At 71.5% G+C, this 23,468-nt stretch carries 25 protein-coding genes; 17 read left to right on the top strand and 8 right to left on the bottom strand.

Features of this window, described 5'->3' with window-relative positions; genetic code table 11:
- Positions 1 to 2: 2 nt before the first annotated feature.
- Complete coding sequence (locus OHS33_RS20450) at positions 3 to 1,601, bottom strand: AMP-binding protein (RefSeq protein WP_330331853.1); 1,599 nt, start codon at positions 1,599 to 1,601, stop codon at positions 3 to 5.
- Positions 1,602 to 1,789: 188 nt separating this feature from the next.
- On the opposite strand from OHS33_RS20450, the gene OHS33_RS20455 reads away from it, so the two are divergent.
- The 4 genes from OHS33_RS20455 (at position 1,790) to OHS33_RS20470 (ending at position 5,976) form a co-directional block, all read left to right on the top strand.
- Positions 1,790 to 3,013 carry an amidohydrolase family protein gene (locus OHS33_RS20455; protein ID WP_330331854.1) on the top strand — a complete coding sequence of 408 codons (1,224 nt, stop codon included), beginning with the start codon at positions 1,790 to 1,792 and terminating at the stop codon, positions 3,011 to 3,013.
- Between the two features lie 5 nt (positions 3,014 to 3,018).
- Positions 3,019 to 4,179: an acyl-CoA dehydrogenase family protein gene (locus tag OHS33_RS20460; protein WP_330331855.1), complete on the top strand. Its 1,161-nt coding sequence runs from the start codon at positions 3,019 to 3,021 to the stop codon at positions 4,177 to 4,179.
- 5 nt (positions 4,180 to 4,184) lie between these two features.
- The gene (locus OHS33_RS20465; protein ID WP_330331856.1) at positions 4,185 to 5,156 is read left to right on the top strand and encodes an acyl-CoA dehydrogenase family protein; all 972 of its coding nucleotides are present in this window, start codon (positions 4,185 to 4,187) and stop codon (positions 5,154 to 5,156) included.
- Between the two features lie 370 nt (positions 5,157 to 5,526).
- Positions 5,527 to 5,976: an ATP-binding protein gene (locus OHS33_RS20470; RefSeq protein ID WP_330331857.1), complete on the top strand. Its 450-nt coding sequence runs from the start codon at positions 5,527 to 5,529 to the stop codon at positions 5,974 to 5,976.
- Between the two features lie 173 nt (positions 5,977 to 6,149).
- Here the strand turns inward: OHS33_RS20470 and OHS33_RS20475 are convergent, their stop codons facing one another.
- Positions 6,150 to 7,076 carry a cyclase family protein gene (locus OHS33_RS20475; RefSeq protein WP_330331858.1) on the bottom strand — a complete coding sequence of 309 codons (927 nt, stop codon included), beginning with the start codon at positions 7,074 to 7,076 and terminating at the stop codon, positions 6,150 to 6,152.
- Between the two features lie 122 nt (positions 7,077 to 7,198).
- Between OHS33_RS20475 and OHS33_RS20480 the strand changes: the two genes are divergently transcribed.
- The 3 genes from OHS33_RS20480 to OHS33_RS20490 are packed head-to-tail and all read left to right on the top strand — an operon-like array spanning position 7,199 to position 10,409.
- Positions 7,199 to 8,131: an SDR family NAD(P)-dependent oxidoreductase gene (locus OHS33_RS20480; protein ID WP_330331859.1), complete on the top strand. Its 933-nt coding sequence runs from the start codon at positions 7,199 to 7,201 to the stop codon at positions 8,129 to 8,131.
- 8 nt (positions 8,132 to 8,139) lie between these two features.
- On the top strand, positions 8,140 to 9,345 hold the full coding sequence (locus tag OHS33_RS20485) for an acyl-CoA dehydrogenase family protein (protein WP_330331860.1): 1,206 nt from the start codon (positions 8,140 to 8,142) through the stop codon (positions 9,343 to 9,345).
- Positions 9,342 to 10,409, top strand: a complete 1,068-nt coding sequence (locus OHS33_RS20490) for a Zn-dependent alcohol dehydrogenase (RefSeq protein WP_330331861.1) — start codon at positions 9,342 to 9,344, stop codon at positions 10,407 to 10,409. The genes OHS33_RS20485 and OHS33_RS20490 overlap by 4 nt, the downstream gene beginning before the upstream one ends.
- 97 nt (positions 10,410 to 10,506) lie before the next feature.
- Here OHS33_RS20490 and sigJ read toward each other — a convergent pair whose 3' ends face one another.
- Entirely contained in the window at positions 10,507 to 11,415 is a 909-nt protein-coding gene (sigJ, locus tag OHS33_RS20495) for an RNA polymerase sigma factor SigJ (protein ID WP_330331862.1), read from the bottom strand.
- 114 nt (positions 11,416 to 11,529) lie between these two features.
- Here sigJ and OHS33_RS20500 point away from each other — a divergent pair, with 114 nt between their 5' ends.
- The gene (locus OHS33_RS20500) at positions 11,530 to 11,952 is read left to right on the top strand and encodes a hypothetical protein (RefSeq protein ID WP_330335125.1); all 423 of its coding nucleotides are present in this window, start codon (positions 11,530 to 11,532) and stop codon (positions 11,950 to 11,952) included.
- Here OHS33_RS20500 and OHS33_RS20505 read toward each other — a convergent pair.
- The 4 genes from OHS33_RS20505 to OHS33_RS20520 all read right to left on the bottom strand — a co-directional run bounded on the left by OHS33_RS20505 (position 11,942) and on the right by OHS33_RS20520 (position 15,727).
- The gene (locus OHS33_RS20505) at positions 11,942 to 12,577 is read right to left on the bottom strand and encodes a flavin reductase family protein (RefSeq protein WP_330335126.1); all 636 of its coding nucleotides are present in this window, start codon (positions 12,575 to 12,577) and stop codon (positions 11,942 to 11,944) included. The genes OHS33_RS20500 and OHS33_RS20505 overlap by 11 nt on opposite strands.
- 132 nt (positions 12,578 to 12,709) lie before the next feature.
- Entirely contained in the window at positions 12,710 to 13,063 is a 354-nt protein-coding gene (locus OHS33_RS20510) for a VOC family protein (protein WP_330331863.1), read from the bottom strand.
- Between the two features lie 1,043 nt (positions 13,064 to 14,106).
- Entirely contained in the window at positions 14,107 to 14,553 is a 447-nt protein-coding gene (locus tag OHS33_RS20515; RefSeq protein WP_330331864.1) for a GNAT family N-acetyltransferase, read from the bottom strand.
- The gene (locus OHS33_RS20520) at positions 14,519 to 15,727 is read right to left on the bottom strand and encodes a helix-turn-helix domain-containing protein (RefSeq protein WP_330331865.1); all 1,209 of its coding nucleotides are present in this window, start codon (positions 15,725 to 15,727) and stop codon (positions 14,519 to 14,521) included. The genes OHS33_RS20515 and OHS33_RS20520 overlap by 35 nt, the downstream gene beginning before the upstream one ends.
- Positions 15,728 to 15,889: 162 nt before the next feature.
- Between OHS33_RS20520 and OHS33_RS20525 the strand changes: the two genes are divergently transcribed.
- The 5 genes from OHS33_RS20525 to OHS33_RS20545 all read left to right on the top strand — a co-directional run bounded on the left by OHS33_RS20525 (position 15,890) and on the right by OHS33_RS20545 (position 18,539).
- On the top strand, positions 15,890 to 16,117 hold the full coding sequence (locus tag OHS33_RS20525) for a hypothetical protein (RefSeq protein ID WP_330331866.1): 228 nt from the start codon (positions 15,890 to 15,892) through the stop codon (positions 16,115 to 16,117).
- On the top strand, positions 16,114 to 16,275 hold the full coding sequence (locus OHS33_RS20530) for a hypothetical protein (protein ID WP_330331867.1): 162 nt from the start codon (positions 16,114 to 16,116) through the stop codon (positions 16,273 to 16,275). Before OHS33_RS20525 ends, OHS33_RS20530 begins: the two co-directional genes overlap by 4 nt.
- Positions 16,272 to 16,613 (top strand): hypothetical protein, encoded by a 342-nt coding sequence (locus tag OHS33_RS20535; protein WP_330331868.1) that lies wholly within the window; start codon positions 16,272 to 16,274, stop codon positions 16,611 to 16,613. The genes OHS33_RS20530 and OHS33_RS20535 overlap by 4 nt, the downstream gene beginning before the upstream one ends.
- A 159-nt stretch (positions 16,614 to 16,772) precedes the next feature.
- Positions 16,773 to 17,264 (top strand): hypothetical protein, encoded by a 492-nt coding sequence (locus OHS33_RS20540; protein ID WP_330331869.1) that lies wholly within the window; start codon positions 16,773 to 16,775, stop codon positions 17,262 to 17,264.
- 495 nt (positions 17,265 to 17,759) lie between these two features.
- Positions 17,760 to 18,539: a VOC family protein gene (locus OHS33_RS20545; RefSeq protein ID WP_330331870.1), complete on the top strand. Its 780-nt coding sequence runs from the start codon at positions 17,760 to 17,762 to the stop codon at positions 18,537 to 18,539.
- A gap of 78 nt (positions 18,540 to 18,617) precedes the next feature.
- On the opposite strand, the gene OHS33_RS20550 is transcribed toward OHS33_RS20545, so the two are convergent.
- Positions 18,618 to 19,607 (bottom strand): LuxR C-terminal-related transcriptional regulator, encoded by a 990-nt coding sequence (locus OHS33_RS20550; protein ID WP_330331871.1) that lies wholly within the window; start codon positions 19,605 to 19,607, stop codon positions 18,618 to 18,620.
- 179 nt (positions 19,608 to 19,786) lie between these two features.
- On the opposite strand from OHS33_RS20550, the gene OHS33_RS20555 reads away from it, so the two are divergent.
- From OHS33_RS20555 to OHS33_RS20570, 4 genes are all read left to right on the top strand, one after another.
- On the top strand, positions 19,787 to 20,185 hold the full coding sequence (locus OHS33_RS20555) for a hypothetical protein (protein ID WP_330331872.1): 399 nt from the start codon (positions 19,787 to 19,789) through the stop codon (positions 20,183 to 20,185).
- A 110-nt stretch (positions 20,186 to 20,295) separates the two neighbouring features.
- Positions 20,296 to 20,463 carry a hypothetical protein gene (locus OHS33_RS20560; RefSeq protein WP_330331873.1) on the top strand — a complete coding sequence of 56 codons (168 nt, stop codon included), beginning with the start codon at positions 20,296 to 20,298 and terminating at the stop codon, positions 20,461 to 20,463.
- Between the two features lie 188 nt (positions 20,464 to 20,651).
- Complete coding sequence (locus OHS33_RS20565) at positions 20,652 to 21,857, top strand: transglycosylase family protein (RefSeq protein WP_330331874.1); 1,206 nt, start codon at positions 20,652 to 20,654, stop codon at positions 21,855 to 21,857.
- A gap of 132 nt (positions 21,858 to 21,989) precedes the next feature.
- Positions 21,990 to 23,327 carry an FG-GAP repeat domain-containing protein gene (locus OHS33_RS20570; protein WP_330331875.1) on the top strand — a complete coding sequence of 446 codons (1,338 nt, stop codon included), beginning with the start codon at positions 21,990 to 21,992 and terminating at the stop codon, positions 23,325 to 23,327.
- Positions 23,328 to 23,468 lie beyond the last annotated feature (141 nt).

Raw genomic sequence — 23,468 nt, forward strand, 5'->3', positions numbered from 1 at the left:
GGCTACGCGTAGCGCTCGCGCAGCTTGTACTTGAGGACCTTGCGCAGGGCGTCGTTGCGGGGGAGGGCGTCCACCAGCTCCAGCTGTTCGGGGAGCTTGTGGGTCGCCAGACCCTGCGCCCGCAGGTACGAGGTCACCTCGGCCAGCGTCAACGGCGCGGCGCCCGCGCCCTGTTCGCCGTCCGGGCGGCTTGCGACCTCGACGACTGCGCAGACGCGTTCGCCGCGCTCCGGGTCGGGGAGGCCGATGACGGCCACGTCGCCGATGCCCGGGAGGCGGTGCATGAGGTCCTCGATCTCCTTCGCGGAGATGTTCTCGCCCTTGCGGATGATGACGTCCTTGCTGCGGCCGGTCAGGACGAGGTGGCCGTCCGGGGTGAGGTGGCCGAGGTCGCCGGTGATCAGGTAGCCGTCGGCGTCGAAGACCTCGGCGGACTGGTCGCGGTTCAGGTAGCCCTGGCAGACGGCCTCGCCGCGCAGCCGGACCTCGCCGTCGGTGCCGGCGGGCAGCGGGGCGCCGTCCGGGGTGGTGATGCGGAGGGACATGCCCGCGGGCGGCCGGCCTTCGGTGGTGGCGAGGTTCTCGGCGGTGTCCTGCGGTGACCCCATGGTGATCATGGGGACCTCCGTCATGCCGTAGCCGTGGGTCAGCTGGCAGCCCAGTTCGCGGACGACCGCGTGGTAGATCTCCGGCGGCTTGGGCGCGCCGCCGCCCGCCAGCAGGCGCAGGGTCGGGATCAGCGGGACGCCGGGGGCCTTGCGCTGCTCGGTCAGGAACATCGAGTAGAAGGCGGTGGAGCCGCCCGCGATGGTGACCCCGTGGCGCCGGTACCCGGCCAGCGCGTCCGGCATCGCGAACTTCTCGAAGAGCACCGCGGGGAACCCGTACAGCAGCAGCATCACGGTGTAGTCGGGCCCCGCGATGTGGGCGAAGGGGAAGGCCATCGAGCCGATGTCGGCGGGGCCCAGGCGCAGGGCGTGGGCGAGGCAGGAGCCGCCCGCGATCAGGGAGCGGTCGGTGTGCAGGACGCCCTTGGGGTCGGAGGTGGTGCCGGAGGTCCAGTAGATCCACCGGACGTCGGTGCCGGAGGCGGGCGGCGGGGGCAGGACGGCCGGGTCTCCGTCGGGGAGGTCCTCGTACGCCTCGAACACGCCCCGGGCGCCGAGCCGCTCGGCCATCGCGGTGTGGTCGTGGCCGCGCCAGACACCGGGGACGGCGAAGAACTCGGCCTTGGACTCGCGCAGCGCGAAGCCGACCTCGCGGTCGCGGTAGAAGGGGATGACGGGGGACTGGACGGCGCCGATCCGGGCGAGGGCGACCGAGAGCAGGACGGTCTCGATGCGGGTGGGCAGCTGCCAGGCGACGACGGTGCCGGGGCGCACGCCCATGCCGTGGAGGCCCGCGGCGACGCGTTCGGCGCGGTCGCGCAGGGCGCCGAAGGTCAGGCTCCGGTCGTCGGCGGGGTGCTCGGCGGCCTCGATGAGCACGGGGGCGTCCGGGGTGAGGGCGGCGCGGCGGGCGATCAGCTCCCAGAGGGTGGCGGAGCGCTCCAGTTCCCGCGCGGTGTCCGTCGCGGTGTCCCTCGCGGTGTCGTCCGTCATTCCCGGCCTCCCCGGTTCAGGCAGTGCGGTTTCTGACCATCCGTCAGATACAGCGCAGAGCGTAGGGCTCCGGCGCTTGTCGGTCCAGGGGTGGCGGAGCTAGCTTGTTTCTGACGATCCATCAGATCTACCAGATCCATCGGATGGGTCGGACGCATCGGATGCCAGCAGCGAGGGGAACCGGATACATGGAACTGCCCCGGATCATCAGCGTCGACGACCACGTGATCGAACCCCCGCACCTCTTCGACACCTGGCTCCCGGCCAAATACCGCGACCGCGGCCCCAAGGCGCTCACCGCCGGAATCGGCGAACTCGCCTACACCGGCGGCAAGTACGTGATCACCATGGACCCCGACGGCCCGCCCACCGACTGGTGGATCTACGAGGACCTCAAGTTCCCGTACAAGCGCAACATCGCCGCCGTCGGCTTCGACCGCGACGACATGACCCTCGAAGGCATCACCCGCGCCGAGATGCGCCGCGGCTGCTGGGACCCCAAGGCACGGCTCCTCGACATGGACCTCAACCACGTCGAGGCCTCGCTGTGCTTCCCGACCTTCCCCCGGTTCTGCGGGCAGACCTTCGCCGAGGCCCACGACAAGGAAGTGGCCCTGGCCTGCGTGCGTGCGTACAACGACTGGATGGTCGAGGAGTGGTGCGGCGACAGCGGCGGCCGGCTGATCCCGCTCTGCATCATCCCGCTGTGGGACATCGGCCTCGCGGTCGCGGAGATCCGCCGCAACGCCGCCCGCGGCGTGCGCGCCGTGACCTTCTCCGAGATCCCCACCCACCTCGGCCTGCCGTCCATCCACTCCGGCTACTGGGACCCCTTCTTCGCCGTCTGCCAGGAGACGGGCACGGTGGTCAACATGCACATCGGGTCCAGCTCCCAGATGCCCGCCGCCTCCCCCGACGCGCCGCCCGCCGTCCAGGCCTCGCTCAGCTTCAACAACGCGATGGCCTCGATGATGGACTTCCTCTTCAGCGGGGTCCTGGTGAAGTTCCCGACCCTCAAACTCGCCTACAGCGAGGGCCAGATGGGCTGGATCCCCTACGCCCTGGAGCGCGCCGACGACGTCTGGCAGGAGCACCGTGCCTGGGGCGGGGTCCGCGACCTGATCCCCGAACCGCCCTCCACCTACTACTACCGGCAGATGTTCTGCTGCTTCTTCCGCGACAAGCACGGCATCGCCTCGCTCGATGTCGTCGGCCGCGACAACGCCACCTTCGAGACGGACTACCCGCACGTCGACTCGACCTTCCCGCACACCAAGGAGGTCGCCCTCGACCACGTCAAGGGACTGGACGAGGAGACCGTCTACAAACTGATGCGCGGCAACGCCATCCGGATGCTCGGCCTCGACTTCGACCGCGACCGGGGACGCGACCGGCGCCCGGCGGGACGGTAACCGCGGTGGACCTCACCTACACCGAGGAGGAGCGGGAGTTCCGGGCCCGGCTGCGCGAGTGGCTGGGCAAGACCCTCCCCGAACTGCCCGCCCGGCCGTCCCCCGACGACTGGCCGGGCCGCCGCGCCCACGACCTCGGCTGGCAGCGGCGGCTGTACGAAGCCGGGTACGCCGGGCTGCACTGGCCCGTCGACGCGGGCGGGCGCGGCGCCACCCCGACCCAGCACCTGATTTTCCTGGAAGAGACCGAGCGGGCCGGGGCGCCGTACGTCGGGGCCAACTTCGTCGGGCTGCTGCACGCCGGGCCCACCATCGCCGCCGAGGGCACCGCCGAGCAGCGGGCCCGCTGGCTGCCGCCCGTCCTGCGCGGGGACGAGGTGTGGTGCCAGGGGTTCAGCGAACCGGACGCGGGCTCGGACCTGGCCGCCCTGCGCACCAAAGCGGTGCGCGACGGGGACGAGTACGTGATCACCGGGTCGAAGATCTGGACCTCGCACGCGGAGGTCGCCGACTGGTGCGAACTGCTGGTCAGGACCGACCCCGGCGCCCCCAAGCACCGCGGGATCTCCTGGCTGGCGATGCCGATGGACGCCCCGGGCGTGACCGTACGGCCGCTGCGGACCCTGGCCGGGTCCACCGAGTTCGCGGAGATGTTCCTGGACGGGGTACGGGTCCCCGTCGGCAACCGGGTCGGCGCCGAGAACGACGGCTGGCGCGTCACCATGGTCACCCTGTCCTTCGAACGCGGCACCGCCTTCGTCGGCGAGGTCGTCGCCTGCCGCCGCACGCTGGCCGCGCTGGCCCGTACCGCCCGGGCGAACGGCCGCTGGGACGACCCGGTGCTGCGGCGCAGGCTGGGGCGGCTGCACGGGGAGTTCGGCGCCCTGTGGCGGCTCACCCAGTGGAACGTGAGCGAGTCGACGCGCTCCGGCGGGGTCCCCGGCACCGGCGGCTCCGTCTTCAAGCTGCGCTACTCGCACGCCCGCCAGGAGCTGTACGACGCGGCCGCCGAGGTGCTGGGAGCGGCGGGCGGGGCGCTGTCGCTCGACGAGGAGTGGACCCTGGACCGGCTCTCGTCCCTCTCGTACACGATCGCGGCCGGGACCTCGCAGATCCAGCAGAACATCGTCGCCGAGCGGATCCTCGGCCTCCCGAAGGGCCGGTGAGGGACGTGGACTTCCAGCTGACCGAGGACCAGCGGGCCCTGCGCGCAGGCGTACGGGAGCTGCTGGAGGGACGGTACGGGCGCGAGGCGCTGCGCGCGTCCCTGGATTCGGCCGACGGGGGTGACCCGGCGGGCGTGGTCGACCGGGAGCTGTGGCGGGAGCTGGGCGAGGCCGGGTTCTTCGCGCTGCGGCTGCCGGAGGGCGGCCCCGACGGGGGCGTCGGGCTCGGGCCGGCGGAGGCGGTGCTCGTCTTCGAGGAGGCCGGGCGGGTGCTGCTGCCGGGGCCGCTGGTGGCCACGCACCTGGCCGCCGGGGTGGTGCCGGGCGCGGCGCAGGGGACGGCGGTGGTGACGGCCTTCGACCTCGGCGGCCCGTTCGTGGCGTACCTGGGGGAGTCGGACGCGGTGCTGGGGGCGGACGGGGCGGGGGCGGAAGGGGCCGCGGGCGCGGGCGCGGTGCCGGTGCGGTCCGTGGATCCGCTGACGCCGCTGTACCGGACCGCGGGGGCGCCTGGCGCGGTCTCTGGCGCGCTGCGGGACGAGGGGGCGCTGCTGACGGCCGCCCTCCAGCTGGGCAGTGCGCTGCGGACCACCGAGCTGGCGGTCCGGTACGCGAAGGAGCGCGAGCAGTTCGGGCAGCCGATCGGTGGCTTCCAGGCGGTCAAGCACCTGTGCGCGCAGATGCTGGTGCGGGGCGAGGTGGCCCGTACGGCGGTCTACGCGGCGGCGGTGACGGGCGCCCCGGGGGAGATCGCGGGCGCCAAGCTGCTGGCCGACGAGGCGGCCGTGCGCAACGCGCGGGACTGCCTCCAGGTGCACGGCGGAATGGGGTTCACCTGGGAGGCGGATGTGCACCTGCACCTGAAGCGGGCGTGGGTGCGGGCCGAGCAGTGGCGGACGGCGGCGGAGGCGGAGGAGCTGCTGGCGGCGGAGCTGGCGGCGGAGGCGGCGGCGGAGGCGGGCGGGCTCGGCGGGTAGCGGTCTCCAGGCCTGTCCTGGGCCTGTCCCGGGCCTGGTGTCCGGCCCCTGTGCGCACACGTGCTGTTACGGGTGGGACGGCGCAGGACGCATGTCTGATTACGGAGAGTTGATATCGGTTTGTGTCCTTCGCCCGCCTCATTGCGGTCCGGAGTCGGCCACGTGCTCCGGTACGCTCCGACGAATGCGAGCGGTTGAGCGGCGCGGGCGTCGCACAGTATGCAGCACGCCTACTCCTTCGCGCTGGAATATGCCCGAAGCGCTTGTTGTGGTGACTGTATGTCAACCATGCTGCTCCGCAAGGGGATCACGGACCGTGATCCCGTACTGTCGCGAGGCGATGTGTCCGCCGGTTCGGGTGGTGTGAGCGGTGCAGGTGCTTCAGGTTCAGCTTGAGGTCGGGCCGGATCCCGCAGAGGTCGGCCGAGCGCGCAGGTGGGCCCGGTCCCGCCTGGCCGGATGCGGAATGGGGGACGACGAGCCGCTCGCGGACACCTTGCTCCTGCTCATTTCCGAGCTGGTCACCAACGCCGTGGTGCATACGGGCTGTCCGGCCGTGCTGCGGATGCTCTTCGGCGGCCCGGGAGTCAGGGTCGAGGTGGCCGACGCGAGCGACCGGCCGCCCGCCCCCCGGCACGCCGAGGGGGACGACACCAACGGGCGCGGCCTGGAGCTCGTGGACGGCCTCGCGGACCGCTGGGGCTGGCAGCGCGAGGGGGCCGGGAAGCGGATCTGGTGCGAGGTCGACTGCGCCGGCGGGTCCCCGGAAGACTTTCCCGAAAAATGTGATCCGGCGCGGGAACCGCACGTGTACCTCTAACGAGGTGTTGACGGACCGTCATGTGTTGATCACTCTTGGGGGGAGCGATTCGACGCGAGGGGACGCCAAGGGCAGACCTTGACGAGTGCGGGTCGTGGGGTGGCGGCTGTGCCGTGCGGCGCTCGGGGCGTGCACGAACGTACGCCGCCACCCACAAAGAACGTCCAAAGGCCTCAGAGGATGGCGACCGGGGCCACCGGTGTGCCCGTCCCGCCGACGAAGGGCTCCGGCATCGCCGAGAGCAGGAATGAATACTTCCGTTCTTGTCCACAGGCTGTGGACAACTTTTCGAGATTCCAGTTCTGTCCCTGGTGCATGCCCATCTCGACCAGGTCGAGCGCGTGCACCGGCAGCCACAGGTTCTCGATCTCCGGCGGGAAGATCTCGAAGGTCAGGGTGTCGTTGGCGACGGCCGCGACGTCCCGCGCGTGGAACCACTCGGGCGTACGGACGGACAGGCCCGGTGACGGGTAGCCGTAGCCGTGCTTGTCGCCCGCCAGATAGACCTGGATCTGCCCGGTGCGCACGAGCACGATGTCGCCGGGCCGGACCGTGACCCCGCCGAACTCCTCGGCCTCCACCAGGTCCTCCGGGGTCACCGCGTGCCCGCCGGGCAGCCGGTCCAGGCCCTTGGCGCGCGCCACGTCCAGCAGCACCCCGCGCGAGACGATGTGGCCGGCCTTGTCGATGCCGCTGAACTGGGCGCGGGAGTGCGCGGTGATGGTGTCCGCGGGGCGCCCGTTGTAGATCTTCCCCGAGTGCGAGACGTGGGTCAGGGCGTCCCAGTGGGTCGCCGACTGCAGGCCCATGGTCACGGCGTCGTCGCTGCACGCGACGGTGCCCGGGCCGAAGATCTCCTGGTTGATCTGCACCATCGTGTGCAGCGGGTTGATCCGGCCCGGGATCATGCCGGCCTGGACGCCGTCCTCCTTCAGCGGGAGCGCGAGCGGGATCCGGCGGCCGGTGCGGATCTCGGCGGCGGCCGCCCGTACCACTTCGTCGGTGATCAGGTTCAGGGTACCGATCTCGTCGTCGGCTCCCCAACGTCCCCAGTTGTTCACGCGCTTGGCGATGTCGTGGAACTCGGCGGGCAGGCCCATGGGTCTCGTCACTCCTTCTGGACTGGGATGAACCGGACTGGGATGAACGGGGGCTTGTGCTGGCGCATCTGACTGCCCATAGAATCTAACGGTCCGTCAGAAACAGCGGGAAGGGGCCGGGCATGGGGAACTTCTTGGCAGGCAAGGTCGTCGCCGTCACGGGCGCGGGCCGGGGCATCGGGCGGGCCGTCGCACTCGCGGCGGCCGCCGAAGGCGCCAAGGTCGTCGTCAACGACTACGGCGTCGGCATCGAGGGCGGCGAACCCACCAGCGAGATCGCCGAAGGCGTGGTGAAGGAGATCCTCGCCGCGGGCGGAGAGGCCGTCGCCGTCGCCGACGACATCTCCACCATGGCGGGCGGCCAGCGCATCGTCGACACCGCGCTCGCCCGCTACGGCCGGATCGACGGCGTCGTCTGCGTCGCGGGCATCCTGCGCGAACGGATGCTCTTCAACATGTCCGAGGAGGAGTGGGACCCCGTCGTCGCCACCCACCTCAAGGGCACCTTCACCGTCTTCCGCGCCGCCTCCGCCGTCATGCGCAAACAGGGCACCGGCACGCTCATCGGCTTCACCAGCGGCAACCACCAGGGCTCCGTGGCCCAGGCCAACTACAGCGCCGCCAAGGGCGGGATCATCTCGCTCGTGCGCTCCGCCGCCCTCGGGCTGAGCCGGTACGGGGTCACCGCCAACGCCGTCGCCCCGGTCGCCCGGACCCGGATGTCGGCCAACGTCCCCATGGAGCTCAAGGAGATCGGCGAGCCGGAGGACGTGGCCGCACTGGTCACCTACCTGCTCAGCGACAAGGCGGTCGCGGTCGGCGGCGAGAAGATCACCGGGCAGGTGTACACGATCGCCGGACCCAAGATCGCCGTCTGGGCGCAGCCGCGCGAACTGCGCGCCGGATACGCCGAAGGGTCCTGGACCCCCGAGAAGATCGCCGACTTCCTCCCGGGGACGGTCGGCACCGACCCCATGCCGATGCTGGCGCAGCTGGAGGCCATGGCCAAGGCGGCGGCCGCCAAGGACCGGCCCAACGCCCGCCCGGGCGCCTAGGAGCTGCGGTGGACTTCGGCTTCGGGGCGGCGGAGGGGGAGCTGCGCGCCCGCGCGCGGCAATGGCTCGCCGGGCACCTCGTGGGACCGTACGCCCGGGCGGTCGGCCTCGGCGGACCCGGCAGCGAACACGAAGGGATGACCGAACGGCGCGCCTGGGAAAGGGAACTGGGCCGCGGCGGCTGGATCGGCCAGGGCTGGGACGTACCGGACGGGGCGTACGGGCAGCAGCGGCTCTCGCTCACCGGGCAGGTGGTCTGGGCCGAGGAGTACGCGGCGCTGCGCGCGCCCGGCCGGGTCGGCCACATCGGCGAGAACCTCCTCGCGCCGACCCTCATCGCCTACGGGTCCCCGGAGCAGCGGGAGCGCTTCCTGCCGGGCATCGCCCGCGGCGAGGAACTGTGGTGCCAGGGATACAGCGAACCGGGCGCGGGCTCGGACCTCGCCGGGATCCGCACGGCGGCGGTCCGGGACCCGGCGGACGGCCGGCACCGCGTCACCGGCCAGAAGATCTGGACCTCGCTCGCCCGGGACGCCGACTGGTGCTTCGTGCTGGCCCGCACCGAGCCGGGCTCGCGGCGCCACCACGGGCTGTCCTTCCTCCTCGTGCCGATGGACCAGCCGGGCCGGATCGAGGTCCGGCCCATCCGGCAGATGTCGGGGACCGCCGAGTTCAACGAGGTCTTCTTCGACGGGGCGGTCGCGGTCGAGGTCGTCGGCGGAGAGGGCAACGGCTGGACGGTCGCCATGGGCCTGCTCGCCCTGGAACGCGGGGTCTCCACCCTGGTCCAGCAGATCGGCTTCGCCGCCGAACTGGAGCGCGTGACCGGCGCGTTCCTCACCTCGGCGCAGGCCGGTGACCCCGTGCTGCGGGACCGCCTCGTCGGCCAGTGGGCCGAGCTGCGCACCATGCGGTGGCACGCGCTGCGCACCCTGGGGGCCGCCGCCCCCGACCCGGGCGCGCCCAGCGTGGCCAAGCTCCTGTGGGGCGGCTGGCACCGGCGGCTCGGCGAGCTGGCGGTGGCGGTGCGGGGCGCGGTGGCCAGCGCCGGGCCCGCGGACTGGGCGCGCGGGACTCCGTACGAGCTGGGCCTCGACGAGGCGCAGCGGCTGTTCCTGTTCACCCGCGCCGACACCATCTACGGCGGTTCGGACGAGATCCAGCGGAACATCATCGCCGAGCGCGTGCTCGGCCTGCCTAAGGAGTCCAGGTGAGAGGCGTCGTGTTCGACGGCAAGCAGGCCCAGGTGGTCGACGACCTGGAGATACGCGATCCCGGGCCGGGGGAGGTGCTCGTCGCGATCAAGGCGGCCGGGCTGTGCCACAGCGACCTGTCGGTGATCGACGGGACGATCCCCTTCCCGCCGCCGGTGGTCCTCGGGCACGAGGGCGCGGGCGTCGTGGAGGCGGTCGGCTCCGGCGTCACCCACGTGGCGCCGGGCGACCACGTCTCGCTGTCCACCCTCGCGAACTGCGGGGCGTGCGCCGACTGCGACCGGGGCCGGCCGACGATGTGCCGCAAGGCGATCGGGATGCCGGGCCAGCCCTTCTCGCGCGGCGGTACGCCGCTCTACCAGTTCGCGTCCAACTCGGCCTTCGCGGAACGCACCCTCGTCAAGGCCGTCCAGGCGGTCAAGATCCCCCGGGACATCCCCTTCCCCTCGGCCGCCCTGATCGGCTGCGGGGTCCTGACGGGCGTCGGCGCCGTCCTGAACCGGGCCAAGGTGGACCGGGGCGAGACGGTGGTCGTCATCGGCACCGGCGGGATCGGCCTGAACGTCCTCCAGGGGGCCCGTATCGCGGGCGCGACCACGATCGTGGCGGTCGACGTGAACCCGGCGAAGGAAGCGGTGGCCCGGCAGTTCGGCGCCACGCACTTCATCGACGCCTCGGCGGTGGCGGACTCCTCGGCGGCGGTCCGCGAGATCCTCCCGACCGGCGCGGACCACGCCTTCGAGTGCGTCGGCAACGTGAAACTGATCCGCCAGGCGATCGACCTCCTCGACCGCCACGGCCAGGCCGTCCTGCTGGGCGTGCCCGGCTTCAAGGAGGAGGCCTCCTTCCAGGTCTCATCGATGTACCTCGACAAGACGGTCATGGGCTGCCGCTACGGCTCCTCCCGCCCCCAGCGCGACATCGCCCTCTACGCGGAGCTGTACCGCCAGGGCCGCCTCCTGCTGGACGAACTGGTCACCGAGACCTACCCGGTCGAAGACTTCGCCAAGGCAGCGGACGACGCCCACCACGGGCGGGTGGCGCGGGGGGTGCTGACGTTCTGACCGGCGAGTATGGATGGGGGATACGGGTGCGGGTACGTACCCGCGTCCCGCACCCGTACCCGTTTCCGCCCTCGTACACGCGCGGCATGACCGGCACCTACCCCGGTCGGTTCGCGTTCCACGGGTGGAGCTTCTCCGGGTTGCGGACCGCCCAGATGCGGGTGACGCGGCCGTCCGCGAGGCCGAAGGCCGCGACGGTCACGGTCGTGCCGGAGTGCCGGGCGACCAGGCCGGGCCGGCCGTTGACCGTCCGCTCCAGGAGCGTCAGACCGGGGGCCTTGTCCGCGATGTGGATCAGGTAGGCGGCGATGCGCTCGCTGCCCTCGACCGGGCGCAGGACGGCCCCGACCAGGCCACCGCCGTCGGCGGTCATCGTGGCGGCGGGGTCGAGGAGACCGACGAGGGCCTCGATGTCCTTGGCCTCCCACGCCTCCTTGAACTGCCGGACAAGGAGAGCTTGTTGGGCCGGGGTCGGGGAAGCCGTCGGCGCCGGAATCCGCGCCGCGCGCACGCGCCGCCGGGCCGAGGCCGCCAGCTGGCGGCAGGCCGCGGGCGTCCGGCCGACGATGGCGGCGATCTCGCCGAAGGGGTACCGGAAGACGTCGTGCAGTACGAACGCCACGCGCTCGGCGGGCGTCATCGACTCCAGTACGACGAGGAACGCCATGTTCACCGACTCGTCCAGGGTGACCCGGTCGGCGGGGTCCACGGACCCGTCGCGCCACTGCGCGGGGTCGGGCAGCGGCTCGGGTATCCACTCGCCGACGTACCGCTCGCGCCGGACCCGCGCCGAGCCGAGCACGTCCAGACAGATCCGGCCCGCGACCGTCGTCAGCCAGGCGCCGGGCGACCGCACCGCCGCCTGCCGCTGCGGGGGCATCGCGTACCAGCGGGCGTACGTCTCCTGCACGGCGTCCTCGGCCTCCGCCAGCGAACCGAGCAGCCGGTAGGCGAGGTTGGTGAGCCGCCGCCGCTCCCCGAGGATCACGTCCGTGGTCGTACTCATGGTGGTGTTCGCCTCACATTTCACGGACCCACGTCGTCGGACCTCCGAGAGGCTACCGACCCACCGCCGTGAGGCAGAAGAGAGGACCACATCATGATCAAGGCAACGCCGGTGATGCCCGCGCCGACCGCGGTACCGGTACCGATACCGCGCGGGGCGACCTTCGTACGGGTCGCGATCGCCCTGCAGACCCTGGCGATCTTCTTCCAGGCGGCCACCGCCGGACTGCTGCTGTCCTCGTCCCACGGCGAGCTGCTCCACGGCATCGGAGCGCGCGTGATGTACGGAGCGTCGATGCTCTACGTGATCGCCGCGATCCTGGCCTGGCGCCCGGGCGGCGGATCACCCCGCCCCATCCTGTACGCGTCGGGCTTCCTCGTGCTCGCCTCGGTGCAGGTGGTGCTCGGCATCGCGCACGTGGCGTGGCTCCATGTCCCGCTGGGCGTCCTGATGTTCGGCCTGAGCGTGCTGGCGCTGGGCCACGCGCTGCTCACCCGTTCGCTGCTCACCCGCTCGCCGGGCCGGGTCACTCGCTGAGGCGGCCGAACTTCCCCTTGTGGAAGAGCAGCGGGCCGTCCTCGCCCGCTGCGCCCATCGCCTCGACGCGGCCGACGACGATCAGGTGGTCGCCACCGGTGTGCACGGCGTGGATGCGGCAGTCGATCCACGCCGGTACGTCGTCCAGCTGCGGCGAACCCGTGACGGGCGCGGGGCTGTGGACGACCCCCGCGAACTTGTCGGCGCCACTGACGGCGAAGGCCCGGCAGAGCAGGCCCTGTTCGGCGCCCAGGATGTTGACGCAGAACACCCCGGCGCGGGCGATCCGCGGCCAGGTGGTCGACGTACGGGCCACCATGAACGTCACCAGTGGCGGGTCGAGGGACAGCGAGGCGAAGGACTGGCAGGCGAACCCGGCCGGTGACCCCTCCCCGTCCGCCGCGGGGGCGGTGATGATGGTGACCCCGCTCGCGAAGTTGCCCATCACGGACCGGAATTCGGCCGGATCGATGGGCGCGCGCTCGTCTTCGCCGACGGCCCGCAGCTCGGGGCGCGGGTGCGCGTCGACGGCCGGGGAGGTATTGGAGTTGGCGTTGGCGGATTCCGGCTGCCCGGCGGACCTGAGGTATCGGACGACGGTGGCCGCCATCCCTGCGTGTCCCATCACGGAACCGATTGAACCTGACGGTATGTCAGATGGGAAGGGTCGTGGAACGCCCGCCCGGGCGTGGCCTGGTGTCCGGGGTCGGCGGCGGCCCTGCGACGGAACCGACCGCACCCCTCCAGGCCGAGCCGCTCACCCGGTGACCAGGCAGAACTCGTTTCCTTCGGGGTCACGCATGGTCTGGAACGCCCCTTGGTCGTCGGTGACGGTCCCACCGACCCGCACCGCCCCCAGCCCGACCGCCTCGGCGACGGCGCCCCCGATGTCATCCACCCGAATGTCGAGGTGCAGCCGATTCTTCCCGGCTTTTTCCTCAGGCACGGGCTGAAAGGCCAGCCGCGCACCCCCGGGCAACTCGACGTGAGACCAGCCACGATCCCGGTCCACCGCCTCCACGCCGAGCATCCGGGCCCAGAACCGAACCAGCGCCTTCGGCTCACGGCAGTCCACGACGATCTGGGCGAGGTGGCGGGGGGTGGCAGTCATGGGCCTGAGGGTAGGGGGCGCGGCTGCGCCGCGAAGGCCCGGGCTTCGGGTGTCCGGGGTCGGGGCGCGGCTTCGCCGCGGGGGGTTCGTTCCGAGCGTCCGGGGTCGGTGGGGTTCCGGGGGCTGCCCGTCAGTTCAACTGTCTCTTCGTGGTGCCGTGACCTGTCAAGGGCGCTCCCTGCGGTCGCGTCGCTTCGCGATGGCCTTCGGCCACCCTTGACAGATCCCGTCCCCACGAAAAGCCAAGAACTGTCGGGCGGCCCCCGGGGGAAGGCGTGGGGGACCTGGTCCCATCGGCCACATCTTGATCACCGGCCCGGGGTCCGGGCGAGCCCAAGCCGCGCCCTTCGGGCGGACAAGCGACAAGCCGCCCCCATATCGCTACGCGCTCCTCCGAGAGCGGCGTCTGCGGCCCGTTTTGGGCTAGTGGGCGGTGCAGGAGGGCCGAAAGCTCGGCCAGATGAGCATGGAGCAGGGTCAAGCCACCCCCGACACTCAACACCCCTCCTAAACACCCCTTTTGTGATGCTTTGAACCCCTCACTTTGGGACGGACGGCCGCCTGACCCGTCTCCACTTCGGCCTGACGGAAGTCCCAGCCCAAAACAGCCCGCAGACGCCTCCCTGACCCGGACTGTGTAGCGATCTGCCCGCGTGCTTGTCGCTTGTCGTCTGTGGTCTGTCCGCCCGGAGGGCGCGGCTTGGCCGCACCCGGGCCATGGCTGGCCCGTCACCACCCCCGGGAAGTGCCGTCGCTCCCCCATGCCTTCCCCCGGGGGCCGCCCGACAGTTCTTGGCTTTTCGTGACGGGGCACGCTGTCAAGGGTGGCCGCAGGCCATCGCGAAGCGACGCGACGAAGGAGCGCCCTTGACAGGGTGACCCGGCACGAAGAGACAGTTGAACTGGCGGGCAGCCCCCGGAACCTCCCCGACCCCCGGCCGCGCAACGTCAGAGCCCTCGCGGCGCAGCCGCGCCCCGGCGGAGCCGGGGTTCCGAGTCCCCATCTGGCCTTCGGGCGGAGGGGGCGCTTTCGTGTGTCCGGGCTAGGAGCCTTCTGCCCGATAGAAGATCTTTCCGTTGCGAGGCTCGACGCCAAGGGCCGCGTAGAAGGCAAGGGCGGAAGGGTTGTCGGTGTCGGCCGTCCACTCCACCCGCGAGCAGCCAGCCTCCGCCGCCGCAGCCTTGACCGCCTCCATGAGGGCTCCGGCCACGCCGCGGCGCCGGGCTGACTCCCGCACGTACAGCTCTTTGAGGTACAGGGACGTTTCGGCGCCGGCCGCAGGCCACAGAAGACTGTACGAGGCCAGGCCCCATACGTCATCGCCGTCGCGGGCTAGGAGCACGGTCGCCGCGGGGCGGCCGGAGAAGAGGGCGGAACGGATCTGGTCCGTGTCGCCGGGCGTCGGCTTGCCGCCGTAGTACGCCTCGATCTCCCCGAGGACCACGGAGATGGCGTCAACGTCTTCCGGCGTGGCCTGCTCGATGCGCACTCGTGTCCCTCTCGCCAGGGGGTAGCGCCAGCACCTCGCGCAGCACCCGCACCTCCGGCACCGTCCGTGCCTCCGGCACCCTAGCCGCGACCTCCCGCGCCCGGTAGATGATCAGCGCAGAACGGTGTTCATCCGGCAGGCCGACGATCGTCGTCGTCGCCTGGGCAGCCGCTCCTGCCGCATCCCCGCGGATCGCGGATCCTATGGCCTGGTCGAGGGCGATCAGCGCACGGTCAGTGTGGTCCCGCAGCGGGTACAACTCAAGGGCACGCTCTTGCTGCTCGGACGCGCGCTCGACGTCGCCGAGGTGGGTCAGCGCATTCCCCGCATGAAAGCGCAGCTGACTCTCGTTGTACCCGAAGGCGGACCCGATCCGGTCCGCCTCCGGCAGCCGCTCCAGCGCAATCTCCGCCCGCCCGAGCGCTTCCGCGGCGCCGTCCCGCTGCCGCAGCACAGCCATAGCGCGGGCCTCCAGCGGGGCGGCCAGCGCCGGACCCACGCACGGCAAGCCGCCCGCCAGATGCTGGGCCCGCGCCGCCAGCTCGACCGCCCCCTCCATGTCCCCGCCGTAGTAGAGCTGGTACGCCTCCTGCGCGTACATCCATGACAGCGTCGCCCGGTCCTCGGCGGCCCCGGCGGCTGCTCTGCCTGTACGCCACCAGGCCCGCGCTCGCCCGTCTCCCAGCTTCAGTAGGGTCAGGGCCATCAGTCCCGACATCTGTGCCACGGCGATCGTCAGCCGCTTCCGTGCGGGCGCCGCCTGCCGGTGGGTAAGGATCAGCCTCAGGTCCGTGAAGTCGGCGAGCAGCTCCGGCAGGAGTTCACCCTCCGGCCGGTACCGTGTCGCCTTGCCGTGGCGGCCCACGGTGTACTCCCACTCGTCCAGCGAGGCATCGGTGAGCGGACCAGCGGCCAGCGCCTGATGGAGGCCCTGTTGAAGTGCGTCCGCCTGATCGAGTGGGGATGAACCGGGACGGACGTCAGCGAGGGCGATCAGCTCGCCCCTGGCGCCAAGTGCTTGGTCTAGGGCTGCGGCGATCGCCTGCGTTGGCTGCCGTTTGCCGTTCTCCAGGTCGCTGACGTGTGTCTTCCCGCACGCTGCGAGCAGGGCGACGTCCCGAACGGAGCGACTGCCCCGGAGCCGGCGTAAGGCTTCGCCGAAGGATTCGCGCACGGATTCCACCTCCAGGGTCCGCAGTGTCCGCAGAGGTGCGGACGGGAGCGGACACGTCAATGATGTTCCTCACTGTCCGTGCGCGACAGGCTACTCCCGTAAGCAACTCCAGGTGGTCCATCCGGAGTTGCCCACCCGCTGACGACGGTAGGGAGCACAGCCATGGAAGTGCGGGAGACTGGCGCGGGCGCGGTCGAGCACGAGGACCACCCGCTGCTGCACCGGCGGGTCCGCGATCCCCGGACGGATCGCGAGGGCGAGTTGATGGCCGTTGTCGAGGAATACGTCGGCATGGTCGCCGGGACCTCGAAGCACACCCGGACCGCGTACGTCCGGGCGGCCAACGGCCTGGAGTTCACCGCGGCGCCCGACACCCTGGTGCGGCTGTGAGCATGGCCGCGGTCCGGATCTGTGCCGTCTGCGACCGCCCGATCCGGACCGGTGGGCGGGAGTTCATCCGGCACTCGTCATCCGGCGCGCGCCCCTCCGGCTGGGCGCACGACCTCCACGACCCGTCGTGCAAGCCGGTCCGGGCGGGCGCCCGGTGAGCCGGGAGTCGCGCCTCGCTCAGGAAGCGGCGTACGTACTCGCCCACGCCGAGCATCCGCCGGACAGCGCGGTCACCGCGCAGTGGCTGGCGTACCTGAGCGACGGCGGCAGCCTCGTCGCTCACGGCGTCCGGTGCTTCCACTTCCAGGCGGAGGGCCGCCGGACCATGGAGGCTGCGGCTGCCCTGGCCGCGTGGCACATCGCGGTCCGTCTCCCGGACGGCTGGCCGAAGGCCGTCGCCCTCGCCGAAGCGATCCGCGCCCTCCTTGCCGAAGAAGACCGGCACCAGGCCCGGCGCCGTGCACGGCGGGAACAGGCACAGGAACAGGCGCGGTGAGCGAGTGGCCGCGCCAGATCCTGTACGTCGTCATCGTGCTCGGCGTGCTCGCCGTCATCGTGCTCGGCACCCACTGACCCCCGCCCCGGTCGCGCATCTACCAGGACCGCGGCCGGAGCGGGTCACAGCACCTCCCCTCACACAAGGAGGCACCACCGCATGACTATCACCACCGAGACCACGGCGACCAGGGACGCACGCTCGCTCTTGAGCGCGGAGGAGTTCGACGGCGTCGTAGCGACCGTCTCCGGCAACAACCCGGACATCAGCTCCTCGGACTGTGTCCGCATCACACTGGAAGCCCTCAAGTTCGTCGCCGCAGCGGCGCAGTTCCCCGGCGGCATGCGCCCCTCCCGGACCGTCGATGAAGGCTGGCACACGCTCATCCTCCACACCGTCGTGTACGCACGCCTGTGCCGGCAGCTCGGCCGCTTCGTGCACCACGTGCCGGAGCTGCCCGACCCGACCCGCTACACCCCCGGTGCCCTGGACCACACCCTCGCCCGGATCCAGGCCGCGGGTTTCGAGCCGGACATGAGTCTGTGGACCAGCCCGATTGAGGGCATCTCCGTGGCCGCCGAATGCCAGCACGACAACCAGTGCGGAGACCAGAACTGCGGCACCGGTTGTCGAGTGGACCACCCCAACTAGACGCTAGGCTGACTCGCTGTGACTGATGCGTGGCAGAACCGTGACTACGGTGACCTGATCAACCACCTCACAGCCCTCCGTAAGCGGGGACGCCTCCTTCCAGGCCAGGCCGGTGCCCGTGGGTGCGCAACGTGCCAGGGAGCGCGGCGCGTGATCCTGGTCGACGGCAAGCGGTGCGTCGTCTACAGCGAGCCGTGCCTCGGGTGTCGGGGCGACGGCACCACCGAGAAGGCTCCAACCAAGGTCTGATGAGCCAGCCCCGGCCGGATCCTCCTTCCGGCCGGGGCTGCCTGCGTCACAGCCACCGGGCGGTTGCGTGGCGGCGCGTGTGTGGTCGGTGTACCTCCGGGTGGGTGAATGCGGGTGGGCGGGGCAGGGGTAGGCGGCGTGGCGGGGGTGCTCGGGCGTGTAGTCGTACGTACGCGTAGCCCCTCGTAGTCGAGACGTCAGCGCAGCTCGTCGCAGCTCGTCGAAACCTCATCGCAGGAGGAACACATGCTCGGTACCGATTTCCGCACCGGATCGCCCAACTGGATCGACCTCGGCAGCCCGGACATTCCCCGGGCCGCGGCCTTCTACCGGGCGGTTTTCGGCTGGGAGTTCCAGATGCTCGGGCCGGATGCGGGCGGGTACGGCTTCTTCCAGCTGGACGGGAAGACCGTCGCGGCCGTCGGCGCGCTGGACCCGGGGGCGACCTCCGCGTGGACCGCGTATTTCCAGACGGACGACGTGGACGCGACCACCCAGGGCGTGCGGGACGGCGGCGGGGCGGTGCGCGTCGAGCCGATGGACGTCATGGGTGAGGGGTGGCTCGCCCAGTACACCGATCAGCAGGGCGCCGACTTCGCCGTCTGGAAGCCGGGCAAGACGCCGGGGCTGGGGCTGGCCTCCGCCGACAACACGGTGTGCTGGGTGGAGCTGCACGTGGCGGACCCGGTCGCGGCCGTCGATTTCTACCGCCAGCTCTTCGGCTGGCGTTCTCAGGAGATGGACGCGCCCGGGATGACCTACCGGGTGGTGAGCATCGCCGAGGGGGACCAGCAGGAGGGGTCGTTCGGCGGGGTGGCGCCGCTGATGGAGGGCGAGACGAACGCGCGCTGGGTGCCGTACTTCGCCGTCGCGGACGTCGACGCCGTGGTGGGCACCGCGCGGACCAGCGGCGGGACGGTGCTGATGCCGGGCGCGGACGTGCCCGATGTCGGCCGGATCGCCTGGCTGGCGGACCCGAGCGGTGCCGTCTTCGCGCTGCTCAAGCCGAATCCCCGACAGGGCTGAGCGTAGGGCGGTACGCGAAGGGCAGCCGGGCGGTGGCCGTCCGGCTGCCCTTCGCGCTGCGCGCGGTCCCCGGCGCCGCTATTCCGGCAGCCAGCCGCGCTGCACGCAGCGGACGCCCGCCTCGAACCGGCTGCGCGCCCCGAGGCGTTCCATGAGGTCCGTCGCGATGCGCCGCGCCGTGCGCTGGGAGACGCCGAGCCGCTTGGCGATGGACTCGTCCGTGTGGCCCTGGGCCAGGAGGGCGATGGTGGTGGACTCCTGGGGGCTCAGGCCGCCGCTGTCGGTGGGGGCGGCCTCGCCGAGCGGCTGCGCGCCGGACCAGACGCTCTCGAAGAGGGCGCACAGGGCGGTCAGGGTGCCCTGGCCGGTGAGGACGACGGCTCCGGCGGAGGTGTCGTCGCTGCTGACCGGGATCACCGCGGTGGCGCGGTCCGTGATGATCATCCGGGTGGGCAGGGCCGGCACGGTGCGGACCTGTCCGCCCAGTCCGGCGAGCCAGTTCGCGTACTCGACGGTGGGCTGGTCGTTGCGGACGCTGTTCAGGTAGACGGTCCGCATGCGCACCCCGCGGCCGAGCAGCTGTCCGTCCAGCGGCCGCGAGGCGTCCATCTGGGCCGCGGGCTGTGCGCCGCCCGGTGCGAAGGACATGACCTCGGTGGTGACGTCCCGCGTCAGGCGGGTGAGGCAGTCGCGGATCTCGTCGATGCCGATGAGCTGCTCGACCCCGGGGCTGGAGGCAGCCGGGCGCAGGTCGGCGTATTCGGCGATGAGCTGCGCGGCGACGGCGCGCGAGGCCTCGACCCGCTGCTGTTGCGCCGCGAGTTCCGCCTGCTGGCGGGCCATGAGGATCTCCATGCCGATGTCCGGGGAGACCGCCCGCAGCCTTCCCTCCTGTTCGGCGGAGGGCCGTACGAGGGCCAGCTCGCTGAGCAGATCGAGGGCGTCGAGCACCTCTGGCCTGGGCGCACCCACCGCTTCGACGAGTTCGGCGACCCCGCCCCGCGGATCGGCGAGCATGGCGCGGTAAACGGATTCCGCGACGGCGTTGAGTCCCAATGCGGTCAGCACGGTGAAGCCCCCCTCAAAGCTCGCTCCCACCCCCTGGGAGCAGATCGATCATGCCACGGTGGCCTGATCGGTGTGGAGGGCCGTCTCGGATGCCGACCCGTGGACGCTTGTGTCCAGGGCCCGAACCGTCCACCTTCCGTCCGTGGACGACGAGTTCCCCATTTGGAATGGTCGGGTCCATGTATCTCGTGCACGCCCGCCTGCAAGGCCCTCCCGGGGTCGCCCTCCCCCTTGAGGCGCGGTCACTCGTCCGCGCCCAGGCCGTTGAGGACGACGCCCTCGAGCACGTGGTCGCTCACCCGAGGGCGCTGCCGCACCCGGTGATCGGCCTCTACGTCCGGGCCGACAACCTCGCGGCGGCCGAGTCGCGCGCGGCCCGGCTCTGCCGGCGGGTCCTGGAGCGGGAGGAGTTCAGCGGCTGGTCGCTGGTCCTCGCGGAAGCCCCCATGGTCGCGCTGTTCTACGAGTCGCTGCTGACCGGATCCGGCCTCGCGGCGGGGCCCCTGGACGGAATGGGCCAAGGCCCTTTGCGTCCAGCCGGATCCTCTTCCACCCCGTCTGACCAGCGGCGAGAGTAGTTCTTGCCAGCAGGGAACACCGCCCGGCAGGCCAGGAACCGGACAGCGTCACCGCGGGACGCAGGCCGGATCAGGACACCGGAACTCCACGTCAGAAAAGGACCACGATCATGCTTCGCACCCGTCTCGCCCAGGCCGCCGCGGTCACCGCCCTCGCCTCCACCTTCCTCCTCGCCCCCGCCGCGGTCGCCGTGTCCGCCGCCCCGCAGACCGCCGCGTCCGCCGCCTCCCTCGGGGCCGCTCCCATCATGAGCACGGACACCATGGGCTGGTCCTAGCCCCCGCAGGTCCGTCCGGCCCCCGCCCCCCCCAGCTGCTCCTGCAGGGCAGCTGTCAGGCGGCAAACGCCCGGCCCGAGGCCTGAAGGCCCGAAGGCCTGAGGCCCGAGGCCTGAAGGCCCGAGGCCCACGGATCCGCCCCGTCGCCCACTCCACTTCCGCTCCGCCGCGCCCTTGTGAGGTTCCGCATGTCCGAAACACCCCGTACGCAGCGTCGTACCGGCACGAAGACCGCCGCCGCGGCCGCAGTGGCCGCCGCCGGTCTGGCAGCCGGACTGCTGTCCGCCGCTCCCGCCGACGCCGCCTCCGTCAGCACCTGGGACAAGGTCGCCCAGTGCGAGTCCACGGGTAACTGGCAGATCAACACGGGGAACGGCTACTACGGCGGCCTGCAGATACTCCTGTCGACCTGGAACGCCTACGGGGGCCGCGAGTACGCCGCCTACCCGCACCAGGCCACCAAGCAGCAGCAGATCCTGACGGCCGAGAAGATCCTCGCCGGTCAGGGCGCGGGAGCCTGGGGCACCTGCGGCGCCGGAGCCGGTCTCGGCGGCGACCACGCCGACCCCTACCCCACCACCACCCCTCCCGCCCCGCCGGCGGGGATGGTGCGGCTGGCGGCGGCGGACTTCACGGGTGACGGGAAGCAGGATCTGGTCGGTGTCGAGGCGGGGTCGGGGAAGCTGTGGCTCTACCCGGGCAACGGCGCCGGTGGTCTTGGTGACCGGGTGCAGATCGGTGCGGGCTGGGGCGCGATGAGCGAGCTGACCGCGGCTGATTTCACGGGTGACGGCAAGCCGGACCTTGCGGCGGTGGAGAACGCGACGGGGAACTTGTACGTGTACCCCGGTGCGGGGAGCGCGTCCGGTATGGGCACGCTGGGCGACCGTACGCAGATCGGTTCGGGCTGGGGCGGGATGCGGGAGCTGACCGCCCTGGACGTGAACAAGGACGGCACGGCGGATCTGCTGTCCATCGATGCGGGCGGCGGGTTGTGGGCCTACCCCGGTAGCGGCGCCCTCAATGGCACCAGCACGCTGGGCAATCGGACGCAGATCGGTGCGGGCTGGGGTGCGATGACCGAGCTGACCGTGCCCGGTGACCTCGACTCCGACGGCAAGGCCGATCTCGTGGCGATCGACGGGGCCGGGACGCTGTGGAAGTACCCGTCGACCGGCTCCCTGAACGGGATGAACACCCTCGGTAACCGTGGGCAGTTGGGTACGAACTGGGACAGCATGCGGCAGCTGGTGGGCGCCGACTTCAACGGTGACGGCAAGGGCGACCTGGACGCGGTCCAGGCCCCCGCGGAAGCGACCGGCTCCCTGTACTTCTACCCCGGCAACGGCACCGGCGGCCTCGGCAACCGCGCACAAATCGGCACCAACTGGTAACCGGGCCACTGCCCTTCGCGCCTCTCGCAACGCCTCTCGCAACGCCCCTCGCGACGCCTCTCTCGCGCACGGCGGCGACCACGCCGCCCCCAAAAACTTTCAGAACCTCATTCACCTTTCAGGAGTCCTGTCATGGCCATGCTCGTCCGTAAGCTGAAGAAGACCACCATCGCCACCCTGGTCGCCGCCGCTGCCGTCACCGGCCTGACCGGTGCGCCCGCCCAGGCCGCAGGCACCTCCTCTGTCGGTGGGGCCATCACTTCCGCCGAGATCATGTCCCGCGCCCAGTACTGGGTCGACCGCGGAGTTCCGTACAGCCAGTCGGACTACGACCCGGACCCGCAGGGCCGCAACTACCGCCAGGACTGCTCCGGCTTCATCTCGATGGCCTGGCACCTGAACACCAGCCTGACCACCTGGACCCTGCCCGACGTCGCCACCCGGCTGGGCAGCCTCGACGACCTGCAGCCCGGCGACATGCTCGACAACATCGACGCCCACGTCGTGCTCTTCGGCGGCTGGGCCGACTCCGGCCACACCACCGCGAAGATCTGGGAGGAAGCCCGTCCGGGCACCAACGCCCGCATCGACTCCTCCTACTACACCCGCAGTTACCTCAACAACAACGGCTACCGCCCCTACCGCTACAACAAGGTCGTCGAGGCCACCCCGACCCCGACCGTCGCCGGTATGACCAACCTGGCCGGCGGTGACTTCGGCGGCGACGGCAAGGCCGACGTCGTGGCGGTCGAGGCCAACACCGGGAACCTCTTCTACTACCCCGGCACCGGCGGCGGCCAGCTCGGCGCCCGCGTCCAGATCGGCACCGGCTGGAACACGATGAGCGAGCTGACGTCCGGCTACTTCACCGGCTCGGGCAAGCTCGACCTCGCGGCCGTCGACAACGACGGCGCGCTGTGGATCTACCCGGGCAACGGCAACGGCACCTTCGGTGACCGCGTCAAGGCGGGCACCGGCTGGGACGGCATGCACGACCTGGCGGGCGTCGACCTCAACAAGGACGGCAAGACCGACCTCGCGGCCGTCGAGACCTCCACCGGCAACTTCTACGTCTACCCGGGCAACGGCAACGGCACCTTCGGCGACCGCGTGCAGATCGGTTCCGGCTGGAACGCCATGGACCAGATCGTCAGCCCCGGCGACCTCAACAAGGACGGGAAGGCCGACCTCGTCACCCGTGAAGCGGCCACCGGCAACCTCTACGTCTACCCGGGCACCGGCTCCTTCAACGGTACGAACACCCTCGGTGCCCGCGTCCAGATCGGCAGCGGCTGGGGCTCCATGACGGACCTGGTCAGCGGCGACTTCAACGGCGACGGCATCGGCGACGTCGACGCGGTCCAGGCCTCGCCGGGCGACACCGGCACGTTCTACAGCTACCCCGGCACCGGCGCCATCAACGGTACGAACACCCTCGGCGCCCGCGTCCAGATCGGCACCGGCTGGTAGTCCGCCACCGGGCACCGTACGAACACTCTGTCCCACCCGGCCGCCATCGCCCCGCCCCGGCGATGGCGGCCCGCCCCTTCCCCGGGCCGCCCCCTTCCCCGGGCCGCCCCCTTCCCCGGGCCGCCCCCTTCCCCGCCCCGC

This window comes from Streptomyces sp. NBC_00536 (genome assembly GCF_036346295.1).
Taxonomy (GTDB): domain Bacteria; phylum Actinomycetota; class Actinomycetes; order Streptomycetales; family Streptomycetaceae; genus Streptomyces.

What these genes read in the sequence shown, in the direction of transcription:
- OHS33_RS20475 (WP_330331858.1), bottom strand. Translation starts at nt 7,076, where the DNA reads ATGGGCCTGCCCGCCGAGTTCCACGACATCGCCAAGCGCGTGAACAAC.
- OHS33_RS20560 (WP_330331873.1), top strand. Translation starts at nt 20,296, where the DNA reads ATGCTTCGCACCCGTCTCGCCCAGGCCGCCGCGGTCACCGCCCTCGCC.
- OHS33_RS20570 (WP_330331875.1), top strand. Translation starts at nt 21,990, where the DNA reads ATGGCCATGCTCGTCCGTAAGCTGAAGAAGACCACCATCGCCACCCTG.
- OHS33_RS20540 (WP_330331869.1), top strand. Translation starts at nt 16,773, where the DNA reads ATGACTATCACCACCGAGACCACGGCGACCAGGGACGCACGCTCGCTC.
- OHS33_RS20510 (WP_330331863.1), bottom strand. Translation starts at nt 13,063, where the DNA reads ATGACTGCCACCCCCCGCCACCTCGCCCAGATCGTCGTGGACTGCCGT.
- OHS33_RS20545 (WP_330331870.1), top strand. Translation starts at nt 17,760, where the DNA reads ATGCTCGGTACCGATTTCCGCACCGGATCGCCCAACTGGATCGACCTC.
- OHS33_RS20525 (WP_330331866.1), top strand. Translation starts at nt 15,890, where the DNA reads ATGGAAGTGCGGGAGACTGGCGCGGGCGCGGTCGAGCACGAGGACCAC.
- OHS33_RS20455 (WP_330331854.1), top strand. Translation starts at nt 1,790, where the DNA reads ATGGAACTGCCCCGGATCATCAGCGTCGACGACCACGTGATCGAACCC.
- sigJ (WP_330331862.1), bottom strand. Translation starts at nt 11,415, where the DNA reads ATGAGTACGACCACGGACGTGATCCTCGGGGAGCGGCGGCGGCTCACC.
- OHS33_RS20505 (WP_330335126.1), bottom strand. Translation starts at nt 12,577, where the DNA reads ATGGGACACGCAGGGATGGCGGCCACCGTCGTCCGATACCTCAGGTCC.
- OHS33_RS20565 (WP_330331874.1), top strand. Translation starts at nt 20,652, where the DNA reads ATGTCCGAAACACCCCGTACGCAGCGTCGTACCGGCACGAAGACCGCC.
- OHS33_RS20500 (WP_330335125.1), top strand. Translation starts at nt 11,530, where the DNA reads ATGCCCGCGCCGACCGCGGTACCGGTACCGATACCGCGCGGGGCGACC.
- OHS33_RS20480 (WP_330331859.1), top strand. Translation starts at nt 7,199, where the DNA reads ATGGGGAACTTCTTGGCAGGCAAGGTCGTCGCCGTCACGGGCGCGGGC.
- OHS33_RS20555 (WP_330331872.1), top strand. Translation starts at nt 19,787, where the DNA reads ATGTATCTCGTGCACGCCCGCCTGCAAGGCCCTCCCGGGGTCGCCCTC.
- OHS33_RS20450 (WP_330331853.1), bottom strand. Translation starts at nt 1,601, where the DNA reads ATGACGGACGACACCGCGAGGGACACCGCGACGGACACCGCGCGGGAA.